Source organism: Nocardia sp. NPDC059229 (assembly GCF_042754165.1).
Classification (GTDB): domain Bacteria; phylum Actinomycetota; class Actinomycetes; order Mycobacteriales; family Mycobacteriaceae; genus Nocardia.
On the sequence record NZ_JBHZAK010000001.1, the window covers coordinates 182,290 to 197,108 of the forward strand.

Below are 14,819 nucleotides of genomic sequence, written 5' to 3' on the forward strand. Positions count from 1 at the left end.
TGACCGCTACGCCACAGTCGGCACGTAGGGAATGTGCTGGGAACTGTTGTCGTCCACCCGGATCGGGCGACCCAGCTGCGGGAAGGCGCGCTGGGCGCAGTCGGTGCGCTCGCACACCTTGCAGCCCGCGCCGATCGGGACCGCCGTACTCGGGTCGTCGACGGCAAGTCCGCTCGAGTAGACGAGCTTGTCTGCATAGGCCAGATCGCAGCCCAGCCCGATGGCGAAATCTCTTTTGGGCGAGAGGTATCCGGGTGTCCGCTCATCCGTGGTCCGGGCCAGCCACAGATAGTTGCGCCCATCGGGCATCTGCGCGATCTGGGTGCGGATGCTCCCCGGCGTCGAGAACGCCTCGTGCACCACCCACAGCGGGCAGCTGCCACCCACCCGGGAGAAGTGGAAGGCCGTGGCGGACTGCCGCTTCGAGATATTGCCGGCGCGGTCGGTGCGCACGAAGAAGAACGGCACCCCGCGCCTGCCCGGGCGCTGCAGCGTGGACAGGCGATGGCAGACGGTCTCGAAGCCGACCTCGAACATCGCGGCCAGCAATTCGATGTCGTAGCGCAGGGTTTCGGCCGCATCCCAGAACTGGGTGTAGGGCAGGACGAGCGCGCCCGCGAAGTAGTTGGCCAGCCCGATGCGGAGCAGCCCGCGCGAGTGCCCGGGCATGGCCTCGGCTTCGTCGATCAATGCGGCGATGGGCTCGGCCTGGGTCAGAAAGGCCAGCTGCGTGGCCAACTGGAAGGCACGCTGCCCGGGGGTGAGCCGTCGAGCCAGTGTCAGTACCCGGGCGGCCGGATCGTAGACCCGTTTGGGCCCGGGCTTGTCGGGGTCGTCGGTGCGGATCGTCACCGCGATGCCGTGCTGTTCGCGCAGCAACCGGCTCAGTTGCAGATCCAGCCCGCCCAGGCTCAGACCGTTGCACGCGAACAGTTCCTCGGCCGCGCTGTCGAGAACCGGAATGTGATTGCGGCGATCGTAGAAGTAGTCGCGCACATCCTCATAGGGCAAGGCGGCGGAACCTCTTGCATCCCCGTCGATTCCGGCGGAGAAGCGCTCCAGCTGCTCGGTGGCCCCGCGCAGTCGCCGGTTCAGGCCGACCAGCAGGCGCGCGGCCGCCGGGACGCGGGCGACGAGGTCGTCCATCTCGGCGGTGGTGATGGTTGCGCCCTCGGGGTCCTCGGCGAAGACATCCTGCAGGTCGGCGATGAGCCGGGCATCGGTGTCCGCGGCGAAGAACCCCATATCGAGGTCGAACCGGGCATTGAGGCGCAGCAGCACCGGCACGGTCAGCGGGCGCTGGTCGTGCTCGAGCTGGTTGACGTAGCTCACGGATAGCCCGAGCGCCTTGGCCCAGGCCGACTGGGTGAACCCCCGCTGTTCCCGGACCGTGCGCAATCGCGCACCCGCGTACATCTTCTGCATGGGTTCAATCTAGCAATTCCCATTTTCACAACTTTTACAAATTCACGGGATGGTTCCACAAAAATCGGCATTTGCGGGGTATTCCAGTCGAATACAGCGCTGTGTAGCGTGCGAAATGTACCGGTGAAATCGACGCCCTGGAGGACTCCGACAGTGAAGCACCATCTCGTCCGCACCCACCGCTCCGCCGAGCACTTCCCCCGAGAGGAGCACCTCGCCTGGCGGATCGCCGAGGTTGCCGCGGATGCCGTGGAGGTCGCTCCGGAGGTGGAGGCGATGATCGTCAACCGGATCATCGACAATGCGGCGGTCGCGGCGGCCTCGATCGCCCGCCGCCCGGTCGCCAATGCCCGTGCGCAGGCGTTGGCCCACCCCTACCGGCCGGGCGCCACCATATTCGGGGTCGAGGGCTCGTACTCCCCGGAGTGGGCGGCGTGGGCCAATGGGGTCGCGGTGCGCGAACTCGACTTCCACGACACCTTCCTGGCCGCCGAGTACTCGCACCCGGGCGACAACATCCCGCCGATCCTGGCCGTGGCGCAGCACACCGGACGCACCGGCCGCGACCTGATCCGCGGTCTCGCAACGGGTTACGAGATCCAGGTCGACCTGGTGCGCGCGATCTGCCTGCACGAGCACAAGATCGACCATGTCGCCCACCTGGGCCCGTCGGCGGCCGCCGGTATCGGCACCCTGCTCGGCCTGGACACCGAGACCATCTACCAGGCCGTCGGTCAGGCGCTGCACACCACCACCGCGACCCGTCAGTCCCGCAAGGGTGAGATCTCGAGCTGGAAGGCGTATGCACCGGCCTTCGCCGGGAAGATGGCCGTGGAGGCCGTGGATCGCGCCATGCGCGGCGAGGGCGCGCCCGCACCGATCTGGGAGGGCGAGGACGGTGTGATCGCGTGGCTGCTGGGCGGCCCGAACGCGGAATACTCGGTGCCGCTGCCGGGTCCGGGTGAGCCCAAGCGCGGGATTCTCGATACCTACACCAAGGAGCACTCGGCCGAGTACCAGAGCCAGGCCCCGATCGATCTGGCGCGGCGAATGCGGGAGCGGATCGGCGACCTGGACCAGATCGCGTCGATCGTGCTGCACACCAGCCATCACACCCACTACGTGATCGGCACCGGGTCGAACGATCCGCAGAAGTTCGACCCCAAGGCTTCTCGCGAAACCCTCGACCACTCGGTCATGTACATCTTCGCGGTGGCGCTGCAGGACGGCACCTGGCATCACGAGCGCTCCTACGCGCCGGAGCGCGCGCAGCGTCCGGACACGATCGAGCTGTGGAACAAGATCTCCACCGCCGAGGATCCGGAGTGGACGCGGCGCTATCACTCGACAGACCCGAACGAGAAGGCGTTCGGCGCCCGCGCCGAGGTCACGCTGAAGAGCGGTGAGGTGATCATCGACGAGTTGGCCGTCGCCGATGCGCATCCGCTCGGTGCGCGTCCCTTCGCCCGGGATCAATACATCGCCAAGTTCCGTACTCTCGCCGAGGGTGTCATCGCGCCCGCCGAGCAGGACCGCTTCCTCGAGGTGGCCCAGCGTGCGGGCCAGCTGTCCGCGAACGAGCTGTCGGAGCTCACGTTCACCGTCTCGTCGGACGTGTTCGCCCGCGCGCCCCGGTCACCCAAGGGGCTGTTCTGATGACCGGCCTGCTCGCCGCCGCCACCTCGGCCGCAGACAAGCGCGCAGCATTCAAAGCGGGGCTGCGCTCCGGCAAAATTCAGCGGTTCCCCGGTGCGTTCAATCCGTTGGTGGCCAAGCTGATTCAGGAGATCGGCTTCGAAGGCGTCTACGTCTCCGGCGCGGTGCTCTCCGCTGATCTGGGCTTGCCCGATATCGGGCTCACCACGCTGACCGAGGTGGCCGGGCGCGGTCAGCAGATCGCCCGGGTCACCGACCTGCCCGTGCTCATCGACGCCGACACCGGATTCGGTGAACCCATGAGCGCCGCGCGCACCGTCACGGTCATGGAGGACGCCGGCATCGCCGGCCTGCACCTCGAAGACCAGGTGAATCCCAAGCGCTGCGGCCACCTCGACGGCAAGGCCGTGGTGCCCACCGCCGACATGGTGCGCCGCCTGCGTGCGGCCGTGGCTGCCCGCCGGGACCCGAACTTCGTGATCTGTGCGCGCACCGACGCCGCGGGCATCGAGGGCATGGACGCGGCCATCGACCGGGCCAAGGCCTACGCCGACGCCGGTGCCGACCTGATCTTCACCGAAGCGCTGCACACCGAGACCGACTTCGAGAGGTTCCGGGCCGCGATCTCGATTCCCCTGCTGGCCAACATGACCGAGTTCGGGAAGTCCGAACTGATTCCGGCCCAGACGCTCGAGTCGATCGGCTACAACGCGGTCATCTACCCGGTGACCACGCTGCGGCTGGCCATGTTCGCCGCTGAAGCCGGATTGCGGGAGATCGCGGCGACCGGTACCCAGTCCGGGCTACTGGATCGTATGCAACACCGCAGCCGGCTCTACGAGCTGCTGCAGTACGAGCGCTACAACGAATTCGATTCCGACATCTTCAATTTCACACTGGGAAGGAATCAGTAATGACGGAGACCGCGATACCGACCATTTACAAGGGTCTCGCAGGCGTCGTCGTCGACACCACAGCGATCTCCAAGGTGGTGCCGGAAACCAACTCTTTGACCTACCGCGGCTACGCGGTCCAGGATCTGGCCGCGCACTGCAGCTTCGAACAGGTCGCCTACCTGCTCTGGTACGGAGAACTCCCCAACGACACCCAGTTGGCCCAGTTCCTGCAGCAGGAGCGTGCCTCGCGGCGCGCGGACCGCTCGCTGCTGTCGCTGGTGGCCAAGCTGCCCGACAACTGCCACCCCATGGACGTGGTACGCACCGCCATCAGCTATCTCGGCGCCGAAGATCCCGCTGAGGACGACAACTCTACGAAAGCCAACCGCGCCAAGGCACTTCGCATGATGGCGGTGCTGCCGACCATCGTGGCCGCCGATCACCGCCGCCGCCGCGGCCTGGATCCCATTGCGCCGCACTCACATCTGGGCTTCGCCGAGAACTTCCTGAACATGTGCTTCGGCAAGATCCCGGCACCTGAACTGGTGAAGGCCTTCGAGGTCTCGCTGATCCTGTACGCGGAGCACAGCTTCAACGCCTCCACCTTCGCCGCCCGCGTGGTCACCTCGACACTCTCGGATATCTACAGCGCAGTCACCGCCGCCATCGGCGCACTCAAGGGTCGGCTCCACGGCGGGGCGAACGAGGCGGTCATGCACGACATGCTCGAGATCGGCGATCCGGCGCTGGCCGAGGAGTGGATGCGCAACAAGCTGTCCCAAAAGGAAAAGGTCATGGGCTTCGGCCACCGGGTGTACAAGAACGGTGACTCCCGGGTGCCCACCATGAGAAAGGCCTTCCTCGACATCGCCGCCGCCACCGACGGCGGCGCCTGGGTGCGGATGTACGAGATCCTCGAACGCACGATGAACGAGGCCACCGGCATCAAGCCGAACCTCGACTTCCCCACCGGCCCCGCCTATTACCTGCTCGGCTTCGACATCGAGTCCTTCACCCCCATATTCGTCATGAGTCGCATCACCGGCTGGACCGCCCACATCATCGAACAGGGCGCCTCCAACGCCCTGATCCGCCCCCTGAGCCAATACGTCGGCGTCCCACAACGTTCCGTCGTCGCCTGACAGAGTTGCCGCGAGGCTTCCAGCAGGGCTGTAGCGAGGGCGTAGGGAGAGTGGACCCGGGGTTCGTAGGTTCGGGCTATGACTACTTCGACTCATGGCACCGCAGTGTCGTTCGATGGGGCCGAGCTGGCGTTCGAGGCGATCGGATCGGGGCCGCCGTTGGTGGTGGTGCCGGGCGGACCGCGGGATTCGCGGTATCTCGAAGACCTCGGCGGGCTCGCCGAGAGCCGGACCCTGATCCGGTACGACGCGCGGGGCACGGGATCCACTGCAGCCCCGGACAATCCGGCCAAGTACGCGTATCCGTCGCTCGCCCGCGATGTGGACGCGCTGCGATCCCATCTCGGGGTGGAGACGATCGATGTGCTCGGCCATTCGTCGGGGGCGGTGGTGGCGGCCGTGTATGCCGGGCACCATCCGGATCGGGTGTCCCGGCTGGTGCTGGTCGTGCCGGGACCGGACTTCTTCGGCGGGGGTGGCGATATCGGGAGCCTGCTGAATGCCCGCGCGGACGAGCCGTGGTTCGACGAGGTGCGAACCGCCGCCGGGGAATTGGCGGCGGCCGGGCCGCAGGATCCGCCCGAGGCTGTGCTCGACCTACTTGACCGTTATGTCCCGGCCGCGTACGGCGGGTGGGGTGAGCGGCAGCGCGCGCATGCCGCGACACAGCGCGAGCAGTTCTCGCTCGAGGCGTGGAAGCACTTCCACGGCAATGGCGATCGCACCGAGCCCGAACGCTTCCTGCCGACGTTCGGGCAGGTCACCGCACCCGTCCTGGTCGTGACGGGCGCCGCGGACGCGCTGACCGGTGTGGAGGCCGGAAACGCCGCCGCCGCACTGTTCCCGGTTGCGACGCACGTGTCGATCGCGGGAGCGGGCCACTATCCGTGGGTCGACAACGCGCCCGAGTTCAGCTCCGTCGTCGAGACATTCCTGGCCCGCGGCCGATAGCCGCATGCACGAAAGCGGGGTGGTCACCGATCGGTGACCACCCCGCTTTCGCATGTCCTAGTCCCGCGTGGCGAATTCGTCGACATCGAACCCACCCGGGTCCGACAGCGGGAAGACCTCGAACTCCAGGTGCGAGGACAGCGGGTTGCCGTACAGCGCGTCGGTGAGTTCCTCGTGGCTGGCCACCTCGTAGACATTCAGCCCGCCGGACTGTCCGGCAATGATCCAGCTGTGCTTGATGATGCCACGCTTCACGAGATCGACGTGGTGGGCGAATCCCTCCGGCAGCCGGTGCCGGAATTCGTCGGCGCTGATGCCGATGGGGTGCTGCTTGGTGAAAACGGCGAAGAGCGCCATGCTCGAAACTCCTTCTGGTGCGGGTGTTTTCTATCGGCCCGGCGCGACGGCCGCGGCCGCGACGCCGGGAGCTGTGCCGTCGAGTGCGACGGGCGTCGAGAAGTGCGGCAGCACGTCCTCGGCGAAGAGTTGCACCGAGCGCCGCACGACGGCCTCGGGCGCGGTGCTGGGCGGCGTCTGCAGGCTGATCGTCACGTCGCCGAACGCCTCTCGGATACGAGCGATCTGATCGACGACCTGGGCCGGCGTCCCGACGATGGTCTTGTCGGCGGCGAGCTGGGCGGCGAAGGTCCCGCCCGCGACCCGGTCGACGATCTTCTCGTACCCCTCGTACTGGGTGCTGCGGGCGGTCGACCAGCCGGAGACGGCCCGGGCCAGCGCACGGTGGTTGGTGTTCGCGAACTGCTCGCCGAGGCTGCGCGCCTCGTCCGCGTCGTCGGCGAGAAACGAGCTGTAGCTCAGATGCACTTCGGCTGTGGCGGGGTCGAATCCGGCGGCCTCCCGGGCCACCCGATACCTGGCGATGATGTCCTGCACCTTCTCCCGCGGATTGATCGACGGCACCAGCAGCAGCCCGTACCCGGCCGCACCGGCCCGCTCGGCGGACTCCGGGGTGATCGCCGTGGCCACCAGGATGCGCGGGTGCGGACTCTGAAACGGACGCGGCTGCAGCGTCACCGGCCCGAACGAGTGGAAGCCGTTGTCGATGGTCACGTCGGATCCCGTCCACAGCTCGACGATCGCCGCCACGGTGGCGTCGAACCGTGGCCGCGAATCATCCAGGGACAGTTGGAAAGCCGCGAACTCGTCCGGCAGGAATCCACGTGCGACACCGACATCGAGCCGCCCGTGGCTGATGTTGTCCAGCACCGCCAGCCGCGCCGCGAGTTTGATCGGATGATCGAACGCGGGCACCACAGCGCCGGTGATCAACCGGATCCGCTCCGTCCGGGCGGCGACGGCGGTCAGGAAGGTGGTCGGATCCGGGCTGTAGCCGCCGTATTCGAAGAAGTAGTGCTCGACGGTCTTGACGTGGTGGTAGCCGAGCTCTTCGGCATAGACCGCGATCGACAGCGCGTGATCGTAGTAGTCGACCGGCGCCTGGTCGTGCGGGCCGACGGTGGGAAAGAGGTTGATGCCGAACTTCATCGCGTCACGTCCTGGAGTGAAGAGGTGGCGGCCGGCAGCGCGAACTCGGCGGCCAGGAGTTCATAACTGCGCACCCGCGCCTGATGGTCGTGCACCGTGGTGACGACGATGATCTCCTCGACGTCGAGACTCGAGGCGAGCGAACGGATTCGGTCACCGACGCGGGCGGGCGTGCCCCAGAAGTACCGGGGCCATTCGAAATTCTCGTTTTCGAGGATGTCGCCGTAGCGGGCCAGCTCCGCCAACGCGGTGTCCGGCTCCGGAATCGGCCGGACATCGTTGCGGAACAACCGATTACGCACCGCGCGTTGGGCCGAGTACAGTCGCGCGGCCTCGGCCTCGGTATCGGCGACCACCGCCGTGATCGCGACGATCGGCGACCGCCCGGGCGCGAGCCGGTGGTACGCCTCGATGGACTCCCGGGTCGCCCCTGGATTGATGAAATGCGCGAACGCGTAGTCGATGCCGGCCCGGCCCGCCGACACGGCGCTCCCGGGGCTGCTGCCCAGCAGCCAGATATCCGGTGCGGGCGCGTCGAGCGGGACCGCGAGCGGGGCGCGGCGCGCCCCGTCGACGGCCGGGGAGCCGGCCAGATACGCGCGCAGCTGTTCGACCTTCGCGTCGATCGACGGTCCGCGTCCGGCCTCGGGCACCGGTCGCAGTGCGAGGGTTTCGACCTCGTCCGCGCCCGTGGACCGTCCGATGCCGAGGTCGATGCGGCCCGAATGCAGGGCCGTCAGCGTCCGGAACGTCTCGGCCACCTTGAACGGGCTGTAGTGCGTGAGCAGCACCCCGCCCGATCCGACCCGCAGCGTCGAGGTCGCCGAGGCGATCGCGGTCACCAGGATCTCGGGCGCCGAGATGGCGTGCGAGTACATGGCATGGTGTTCGGCGACCCAGTAGCGGGTGTAGCCGAAGCGTTCGGCGTGGCGGGCGAGGTCGAGAGAATTGGCCAGAGCCTGCGACTGGAGCGTGCCCTCGGGGACCGGAGCCTGGTCGAGGATGGACAATCTGATGGTCATAGCGCCTCCAGGGTTTCGTCGAGCAGGGCTACCGCATTGCGGTGCAAGGGAAATGGCGTATCCGAGGGCAGTCCGGTGCGCGCCGCGCGGCGCGTCACCGCCGCGGTGATGAGCGCGAATTTGAATCCGGCCAGCACCTCGTAGAAGGTGAGATTGCGCAGGGTCCGGCCGGACAGCGCGGCGTACGCCTCGACGGTTCGGTCCCGGTCGGGCAGCCCGTACAGTCGCTGTGCGCCGATCCCCCGGCTCAGGTGCCGGTCCAGGTACAGGAACCAGGCGAGATCACTCTCGGGCTCGCCGTATCCGGTCATCTCCCAGTCGACGAGGGCGGCGACCTCGGTATCGCGGTAGATGATGTTGCCGAGCCTGGCATCACCCCACAGCAGCACGTACGGCGACCGGTGAACCGGGATATTGCCCGCCAGCCACCGCTGGGCCCGCCGGATCACCGGATCGTCCGCGCAGCGATAGAAGTCCAGCGCATCGCTCCAATACCGCACCTGCGCAGCGGGACCCGCAGGACCCAGATCGGGCAGATCGGCGGTGTCCGCTGTGATCGAATGCAGTCGTTCGAGCGCGGTCAGGGCCGCCCACCAGACCGCCGTGCGTTCGCTGGGCACCAGGTCGGCGACCCAGCCCGACCGGTGGTAGGACGGAAAGTCCGGCGGGACCCGGCCGTCGACGAACTCCATCAGGAAGAACGGTGCGCCCAGCACGGTGGCATCGGGTTCGACGGCCAGCACCTCGGGCACGGGCACATCGCTGTGGCGGCGGACCGCCCGCAGCGCATCGGCCTGCGCCACAATCGATTCGGTGGGATAGATCCGCTCTCCGGTGGCGCCGACCCGGATGATCGAACGGTGGGTGCCGCCCGCGATATCGCGCGCGGTCACCTGAATGGTCTCCGCCGAGAAACCGTTGCGCGGCAGCGAGATATCGACGCTGTCCGGATCGATGTCGTACCCGGTCGAGGTGCGGGACAGCCAGCCCAGCACCAGATCCCGAGTGCTATTCGGCGATCGCTGCAGTGGCACCGCCATGATGTGGCCTTTCGCCGGTGATGAGCGTGGATGTCGGACCGAGCGGAGCCGCGGCGATATCAACGAATCCCGCGGCGCGCAGCCAGGTTTCGGCCTCCGCGACGGTGTACTCGCTGCCGCCGGAGGACCACACCAGCATGTTCAGGCTGGCGAGCAGGGCCGGTGGGGTGGGGCTGACCGGATCGAGCACCGGGTCGTAGATCGCGATGGTGCCGCCCTCCGGCAGCGCCGCGTAGGCGGCGGCGATGAGCTGCTGCCGCCGATGGACGGGCCAGTTGTGCAGGACGTGCCCGAAAATGAGCACATCGGCGCTGGGCAGCGGATCGGTGAAGAAGTCACCGGGCCGGAAGGCGATCCGGTCGGTCAACCCCAGTTCGGTGATGTGGGCGTCGAATTCGGGCTCGACCTCGGGCAGGTCGAAGACCTGTGCCGTGAGGTGTGGGTGGGCTCGCACCAGTTCCGCGGCGATATTTCCGCGCGCGCCGCCGATATCGGCGAAGGTGGTGCGCTGGGACCAGTCCAGCCGGGACAGCGCCGCGCCGATGGGGGCGTTGAGCACATCCATCGCCTCGAAGAAGGCGCGACGATCGTCGGCGTCGGTGAACAGGGTGCCGTATGGATCACCGTCCGCCGCATCGGAATTGGCCGGCTTCCCGGATTTCAGGCTGACGGCGAGCCCGGTCCAGGCCGGATGCAGGGTCTTGTCGAGGAAACGCAGGAATCCGCCGAGATAGTGGGGGCGGCCACGTACCAGATAACGGTGCGCATCGGGACTGTTCGCGTAACGACCGTGATCGGTGATGAGCAGTCCGGTGGTGGCGACGGCATCGAGGAAATCGCGCGACCATTCGGGTTGAATTCCGGTGATCGCGGTGATTTCGGCTGCCGGAAGCTCTTTTTCGGCCAGTGCGGTGAACAGGTCCAGCTCCACCGCGGCCAGCACCACCTGGGCGCGGCGGGCCCCGGAGACCAGGCCGAGAATGTGTGCGGGCGATCCACCGGAATCGGTGTTGTCGAGGGTCTCACCGGGAGCGGGGATCAGCGGTGTGGAGACGTGACTCATCGAGTTCTCCTGAGGTTTGGCGTCGGAATCGACCGTAGAAAGCGCTGCTGCACGGCTCCTGGAGGATCTCTGGAGCGCTGATCCGGCATTCGACCGTGCGCCCGAATTGCCGGATACGCTCCCGCCGTCGCAGTGAATCGCGTTGCAAGGGAGATGATTCGTATGATTCTCGTGGTCGGAGCCACCGGTATCGTCGGCACCGCGACGGTGCGGGAATTGTCGCGGCAGGGCGCGAAGGTCCGCGCCCTGACCAGGGATCCCGGCCGGACCGCCCCGGTGGCGGGCGTGGAATTCGTGGCCGGGGACCTCGATGTTCCCCGCACACTGGATCCGCTACTGGAGGGCGTGGATTCGGTCTTCATCGCGACCTCCGGCCATCTGAAGGCGAGGCAGGACGCCACCGTGGTCGCGGCCGCCGCGGCGGCGGGCGTGCGGCGGGTGGTCACGGTCTCGTCGCTGGCAGTGGACGAGAATCCGGACGGCGCGCTCGGCGGCTGGCATGCCGCGGGCGAGCGAGTGGCCGTCGAGTCCGGTATTCCGTCGATCGTGTTGCGGCCGAACGGGTTCTATTCCAATACATTCGCGTGGATCCCTTCGATTCTCGGCACCGGCGTGGTCGAGGTGGCGCTGCCCGATCTGCCCGCGGCCCACCTCGATCCCCGCGATATCGGGCGGGTGGCAGCCCGGGCGCTGTCTACGGAGACCGACCCCGCCGGCGCACCGGTGCTGCGGCTCAGCGGCCCGCAGGCGGTGAGCCCGCGTGAGCAGGTGGCCGTTCTCGCCGAGGTGCTCGGCCGGCCGATCGCCGTGCGGGAGATCTCGATCGACCAGGAGCGGGAGCGGCTGGCCCGCCGGTTGCCCGCGGCGGTCGCGGACGCGGTCACCGCCGCCCGGGCCGCCGCGGGACCGGTCCGGGGCCGGATCTTCGATGACGTCGAAATACTCACCGGAACACCGCCGATCAGCTACGAGGAGTTCGTGCGCGACCACCGGGCGAGGTTCCTCGGCGACTCGTGAGGACCCTCGCCCGGCATCGGTCACGGGCGGGCGGGACTGCTTTCGGTGGTCTCCAGAGCGGCATCGGACTCAGGTGCGTCGATCTCCGGCTCCGCCGGGGTCGCCGCCGCCGGTGCGGGCGGCGCGGCGGTCCGCAGCCCGAAGGTGAACACCAGCGCCACCACCGCGAAGACCGCGCCGACACCGAACGCGGCGTGATAGCCGGACAGCAACTCAGCGTGCGACGGCGGGTGGCCGCCACTGCCGGAACCGGTCCGCGAGGCAGCGATGGTGGCCAGCACCGCCAGGCCGATGGCTCCACCGAATTGCCTGGTGGTGTTGATGATTCCGGAGGCCACGCCGGCCTCGGCGGGCGCCACGCCGCCGGTGGCGGCAATGACCAGAGGCACCATCACCAAGCCCGCACCGAGGGTGATCAGGACCTGGGGGATCAGCACATGCAGCGCGAAGGAGCCGTGATCCGGGACGAACGCGAGCCAGAGCAAGCCGAGCGCGCTCAACGCGGGCGCGCCGGTCAGCAGCGGGCGGACGCCCCCGAATCGCTTGACCAGCGGCGGACCCGAGTACGCGCCGATGGTCATCGCCACCGCGCCGGGCAGGAACGCGATGCCGGTGCGGAAGGCGTTGTAGCCCAGGATGTTCTGCATGTACAGCGACAGGAAGTAGAAGTGCGCGATCACCGCCGCACCGATCCAGAACATGACGATATTGGCGAAGGCGACCGACCGGATCTTCAAGACGTACAACGGAATCAGCGGCGCGGCCGCGACCTTCGCCTCGTGCAGCGTGAACCAGACCAGCAGCACGGCCGCGCCTGCGATCGGCCCCCACGTCGAGGGTGCGGACCAGCCGTGGTTTTGCGAGTCCACCGCACCGAACACCAGCGCCACCAGCGCCGTGGTGACGAGCACCGCGCCGACCCCGTCGAGCCGCTTACCCGCCGCGCCCCGGCTCTCACCGAGCAACGGATAGGTCAGTGCCAGGGCCAGCGCACCGAGCGGGATATTGACGTAGAAGATCCACTGCCAGCTGGCGATATCGGTCAGCACCCCGCCGAGCACCGACCCCAGTGCGGCCCCGGCCCCGGAGATCGCACCCCAGGCCGCGGTGGCACGGGCCCGTGCCTTGCCCTCGGTGAAGGTGGTCGACAGGATCGCCAGGGTGGCGGGCGAGAGCAGCGCGCCGCCGAAACCCTGGATGACGCGGGCGATCACCAGCCATTCCGACGATCTGGCCAGTCCACCGGCCAGGCTGGCGAGGGTGAAGATGGTGAGGCCGATGAGGAACACCCGCCGGCGGCCGATCAGGTCGGCGACCCGGCCGCCGAGCAACAGGAAGCCGGCGAAGGTGATGGCGTAGCCGTTGACCACCCATTGCAGTCCGGCGTCGGAGAAGTCGAGCGAACCCTGGATGGCGGGCAGCGCGACATTGACGATCGAAAGGTCGAGGACGACGATCAGCTGCCCCAGGCAGAGCAGGCTCAGCACCGCCCAATCCGGCGGACGGGAAATCCGGGACCGTGTGGTGTCGAGCGACGGAGACGGTGTGGACATGGATTGGGCTCCAATTCCCTTGGACACAAAGGTGATTCAAGTCCGGTGGACTCATGGGTCCAATATCTGGACTCATGAGTCCACCGTCAATCCGGCTCCAGCGGGACTCCAGCAAGACTCCAGCGGGACTCCAGTGGCGCTGCAGATCCCGCGCACATGCTGGAGACACGTGTTCGATCGATGAGAAGTGAGGACGATCGGTGTCCGATCCAACGACCGACCCGGTAGCGGCCGGGCAGCAGTCCGAGTACGTCTTCGTGAACGTCCTGCGCCTGGCAGGTCCGGCGGAGCGATTCGAATCGATCTATGCCGATGTCGCGGACTATTTCTCGCGGCAACCCGGCTTCCGGCATTACGAATTGCTCAAATCCGAGAGCGATCCGGACGTCTACATCAATATCGCTCGCTGGTCCGGCCGCGAGGCATTCCTGCGCGCGACCTCGAATCCGGAATTCCGCACCCGCACCCGGGTCGGCGAGGTGGCGGCCGGAGATCCGCAGCTGTGCCGGATCATTCGATCGGCCGGGCAGTCGGGGTGAGTGCACTCGACGAGGTCGCCGACGGCGTCTTCGCCTATATCGAGCGCCCCGGCGGCTGGTGCGTGAGCAATGCCGCGCTCGTCCGCGGCGGCGGCGAATCCGTTCTGGTGGACACGCTGGGCACCGAAAGCCGGGCCCGCGGTTTGCGTTCCGCGCTGACGCGGATCGGCGCGGGCTCACCGGCGATGGTGATCAACACCCATTGGCACGGGGACCACACGGCGGGGAACGCGCTGTTCGCACCGGCTCCGGTCGTCGCGCATCGGCGGTGCCGGCCGACGATGGCTCGCAACGGCTGGGCGGTGCGGGCCCTGTGGCCCGAGATCGATTGGGGGGACCTGCCCTTGGTGCTGCCCGGTGTCGGGGTGGGTGATCGGGCCGTCCTGCACGCCGGTGAGCGCGAGATCCACCTGCTCACCGGGGGTATCGGACACACCGACGCCGATCTGGCGGTGTGGGCGCCGCACGCGCGGGTCCTCATCGCGGGTGATCTCGTCATGCCCGGCACGACACCGTTCCTGCTGTCGGGTTCGGTGCACGGCATGCTCGACTGGATCGATCGGCTGCGGGACCTCGCGCCCGAGACCATCATCGGCGGCCACGGCGAGGTCGCCGGCCGTCACATCCTCACCGAGACCCGTGACTATCTCGACTGGCTGCTCGCGGTGGCCCGGGACGCGATGCCGTCCGGCGCGACGCCACTCGAGGCGGCCCGCCAGGTCGATCCGGCGCGACTGGGCGACCATCCGTGGTCGTCGTGGAATGAACCGGAGCGTTTGGTGGCTAATCTCCATTGTGCGTACGCCGAGATCGCGGACACCGCCGCGCCGATCCGCTCGGGACCGGTCCTGGCGGATATGGCGGCCTTCCTGGGGCATTCGATCCCGGCCTCCGCCTGACCTCGGCACACCCACCCGCCGATTGCCGACCTGTCACCAATTCGACTGTGCCGTAACAGATTATGAAATACTGACGAAGCCTTCCGATCACGGCGAGCGGGACGATTCCG

Annotated in this window: 14 protein-coding genes; 7 read left to right on the forward strand and 7 right to left on the reverse strand. The window is 67.8% G+C overall.

Annotated elements, in window-relative coordinates; all coding sequences use genetic code 11:
* Window positions 1–6: 6 nt before the first annotated feature.
* Complete coding sequence (locus ACFXHE_RS00890) at window positions 7–1,425, reverse strand: short-chain fatty acyl-CoA regulator family protein (RefSeq protein WP_379378519.1); 1,419 nt, start codon at window positions 1,423–1,425, stop codon at window positions 7–9.
* 153 nt (window positions 1,426–1,578) lie between these two features.
* On the opposite strand from ACFXHE_RS00890, the gene prpD reads away from it, so the two are divergent.
* From prpD to ACFXHE_RS00910, 4 genes are all read left to right on the forward strand, one after another.
* Window positions 1,579–3,081 carry a 2-methylcitrate dehydratase PrpD gene (prpD, locus tag ACFXHE_RS00895; protein WP_379378520.1) on the forward strand — a complete coding sequence of 501 codons (1,503 nt, stop codon included), beginning with the start codon at window positions 1,579–1,581 and terminating at the stop codon, window positions 3,079–3,081.
* Entirely contained in the window at window positions 3,081–3,995 is a 915-nt protein-coding gene (gene prpB / locus ACFXHE_RS00900; protein WP_379378522.1) for a methylisocitrate lyase, read from the forward strand. The genes prpD and prpB overlap by 1 nt, the downstream gene beginning before the upstream one ends.
* On the forward strand, window positions 3,995–5,119 hold the full coding sequence (locus tag ACFXHE_RS00905; protein WP_379378524.1) for a bifunctional 2-methylcitrate synthase/citrate synthase: 1,125 nt from the start codon (window positions 3,995–3,997) through the stop codon (window positions 5,117–5,119). Before prpB ends, ACFXHE_RS00905 begins: the two co-directional genes overlap by 1 nt.
* A 78-nt stretch (window positions 5,120–5,197) precedes the next feature.
* Complete coding sequence (locus ACFXHE_RS00910; RefSeq protein WP_379378526.1) at window positions 5,198–6,070, forward strand: alpha/beta fold hydrolase; 873 nt, start codon at window positions 5,198–5,200, stop codon at window positions 6,068–6,070.
* 57 nt (window positions 6,071–6,127) lie between these two features.
* Here the strand turns inward: ACFXHE_RS00910 and ACFXHE_RS00915 are convergent, their stop codons facing one another.
* The 5 genes from ACFXHE_RS00915 to ACFXHE_RS00935 are packed head-to-tail and all read right to left on the reverse strand — an operon-like array spanning window position 6,128 to window position 10,701.
* Window positions 6,128–6,427 carry a muconolactone Delta-isomerase family protein gene (locus ACFXHE_RS00915; protein WP_354838102.1) on the reverse strand — a complete coding sequence of 100 codons (300 nt, stop codon included), beginning with the start codon at window positions 6,425–6,427 and terminating at the stop codon, window positions 6,128–6,130.
* A gap of 30 nt (window positions 6,428–6,457) precedes the next feature.
* The gene (locus tag ACFXHE_RS00920) at window positions 6,458–7,576 is read right to left on the reverse strand and encodes an LLM class flavin-dependent oxidoreductase (RefSeq protein ID WP_379378528.1); all 1,119 of its coding nucleotides are present in this window, start codon (window positions 7,574–7,576) and stop codon (window positions 6,458–6,460) included.
* On the reverse strand, window positions 7,573–8,598 hold the full coding sequence (locus ACFXHE_RS00925; protein WP_379378529.1) for an MsnO8 family LLM class oxidoreductase: 1,026 nt from the start codon (window positions 8,596–8,598) through the stop codon (window positions 7,573–7,575). Before ACFXHE_RS00925 ends, ACFXHE_RS00920 begins: the two co-directional genes overlap by 4 nt.
* On the reverse strand, window positions 8,595–9,638 hold the full coding sequence (locus ACFXHE_RS00930; protein ID WP_379378531.1) for a phosphotransferase family protein: 1,044 nt from the start codon (window positions 9,636–9,638) through the stop codon (window positions 8,595–8,597). The genes ACFXHE_RS00925 and ACFXHE_RS00930 overlap by 4 nt, the downstream gene beginning before the upstream one ends.
* Window positions 9,607–10,701, reverse strand: a complete 1,095-nt coding sequence (locus tag ACFXHE_RS00935; RefSeq protein WP_379378533.1) for a methyltransferase — start codon at window positions 10,699–10,701, stop codon at window positions 9,607–9,609. Before ACFXHE_RS00935 ends, ACFXHE_RS00930 begins: the two co-directional genes overlap by 32 nt.
* A 162-nt stretch (window positions 10,702–10,863) precedes the next feature.
* Between ACFXHE_RS00935 and ACFXHE_RS00940 the strand changes: the two genes are divergently transcribed.
* Window positions 10,864–11,718 (forward strand): NAD(P)H-binding protein, encoded by an 855-nt coding sequence (locus tag ACFXHE_RS00940; protein ID WP_379378535.1) that lies wholly within the window; start codon window positions 10,864–10,866, stop codon window positions 11,716–11,718.
* A 20-nt stretch (window positions 11,719–11,738) separates the two neighbouring features.
* Here ACFXHE_RS00940 and ACFXHE_RS00945 read toward each other — a convergent pair whose 3' ends face one another.
* Window positions 11,739–13,271: an MFS transporter gene (locus tag ACFXHE_RS00945; protein ID WP_379378537.1), complete on the reverse strand. Its 1,533-nt coding sequence runs from the start codon at window positions 13,269–13,271 to the stop codon at window positions 11,739–11,741.
* 200 nt (window positions 13,272–13,471) lie between these two features.
* Between ACFXHE_RS00945 and ACFXHE_RS00950 the strand changes: the two genes are divergently transcribed.
* Both ACFXHE_RS00950 and ACFXHE_RS00955 read left to right on the forward strand, forming a co-directional pair.
* Entirely contained in the window at window positions 13,472–13,810 is a 339-nt protein-coding gene (locus tag ACFXHE_RS00950; RefSeq protein ID WP_379378539.1) for an antibiotic biosynthesis monooxygenase family protein, read from the forward strand.
* On the forward strand, window positions 13,807–14,709 hold the full coding sequence (locus ACFXHE_RS00955) for an MBL fold metallo-hydrolase (protein WP_379378541.1): 903 nt from the start codon (window positions 13,807–13,809) through the stop codon (window positions 14,707–14,709). The genes ACFXHE_RS00950 and ACFXHE_RS00955 overlap by 4 nt, the downstream gene beginning before the upstream one ends.
* Window positions 14,710–14,819: the final 110 nt, after the last annotated feature.

What these genes read in the sequence shown, in the direction of transcription:
- ACFXHE_RS00905 (WP_379378524.1), top strand. Translation starts at nt 3,995, where the DNA reads ATGACGGAGACCGCGATACCGACCATTTACAAGGGTCTCGCAGGCGTC.
- ACFXHE_RS00945 (WP_379378537.1), bottom strand. Translation starts at nt 13,271, where the DNA reads ATGTCCACACCGTCTCCGTCGCTCGACACCACACGGTCCCGGATTTCC.
- ACFXHE_RS00935 (WP_379378533.1), bottom strand. Translation starts at nt 10,701, where the DNA reads ATGAGTCACGTCTCCACACCGCTGATCCCCGCTCCCGGTGAGACCCTC.
- ACFXHE_RS00925 (WP_379378529.1), bottom strand. Translation starts at nt 8,598, where the DNA reads ATGACCATCAGATTGTCCATCCTCGACCAGGCTCCGGTCCCCGAGGGC.
- ACFXHE_RS00910 (WP_379378526.1), top strand. Translation starts at nt 5,198, where the DNA reads ATGACTACTTCGACTCATGGCACCGCAGTGTCGTTCGATGGGGCCGAG.
- ACFXHE_RS00940 (WP_379378535.1), top strand. Translation starts at nt 10,864, where the DNA reads ATGATTCTCGTGGTCGGAGCCACCGGTATCGTCGGCACCGCGACGGTG.
- ACFXHE_RS00930 (WP_379378531.1), bottom strand. Translation starts at nt 9,638, where the DNA reads ATGGCGGTGCCACTGCAGCGATCGCCGAATAGCACTCGGGATCTGGTG.
- ACFXHE_RS00920 (WP_379378528.1), bottom strand. Translation starts at nt 7,576, where the DNA reads ATGAAGTTCGGCATCAACCTCTTTCCCACCGTCGGCCCGCACGACCAG.
- ACFXHE_RS00915 (WP_354838102.1), bottom strand. Translation starts at nt 6,427, where the DNA reads ATGGCGCTCTTCGCCGTTTTCACCAAGCAGCACCCCATCGGCATCAGC.
- prpB (WP_379378522.1), top strand. Translation starts at nt 3,081, where the DNA reads ATGACCGGCCTGCTCGCCGCCGCCACCTCGGCCGCAGACAAGCGCGCA.
- ACFXHE_RS00890 (WP_379378519.1), bottom strand. Translation starts at nt 1,425, where the DNA reads ATGCAGAAGATGTACGCGGGTGCGCGATTGCGCACGGTCCGGGAACAG.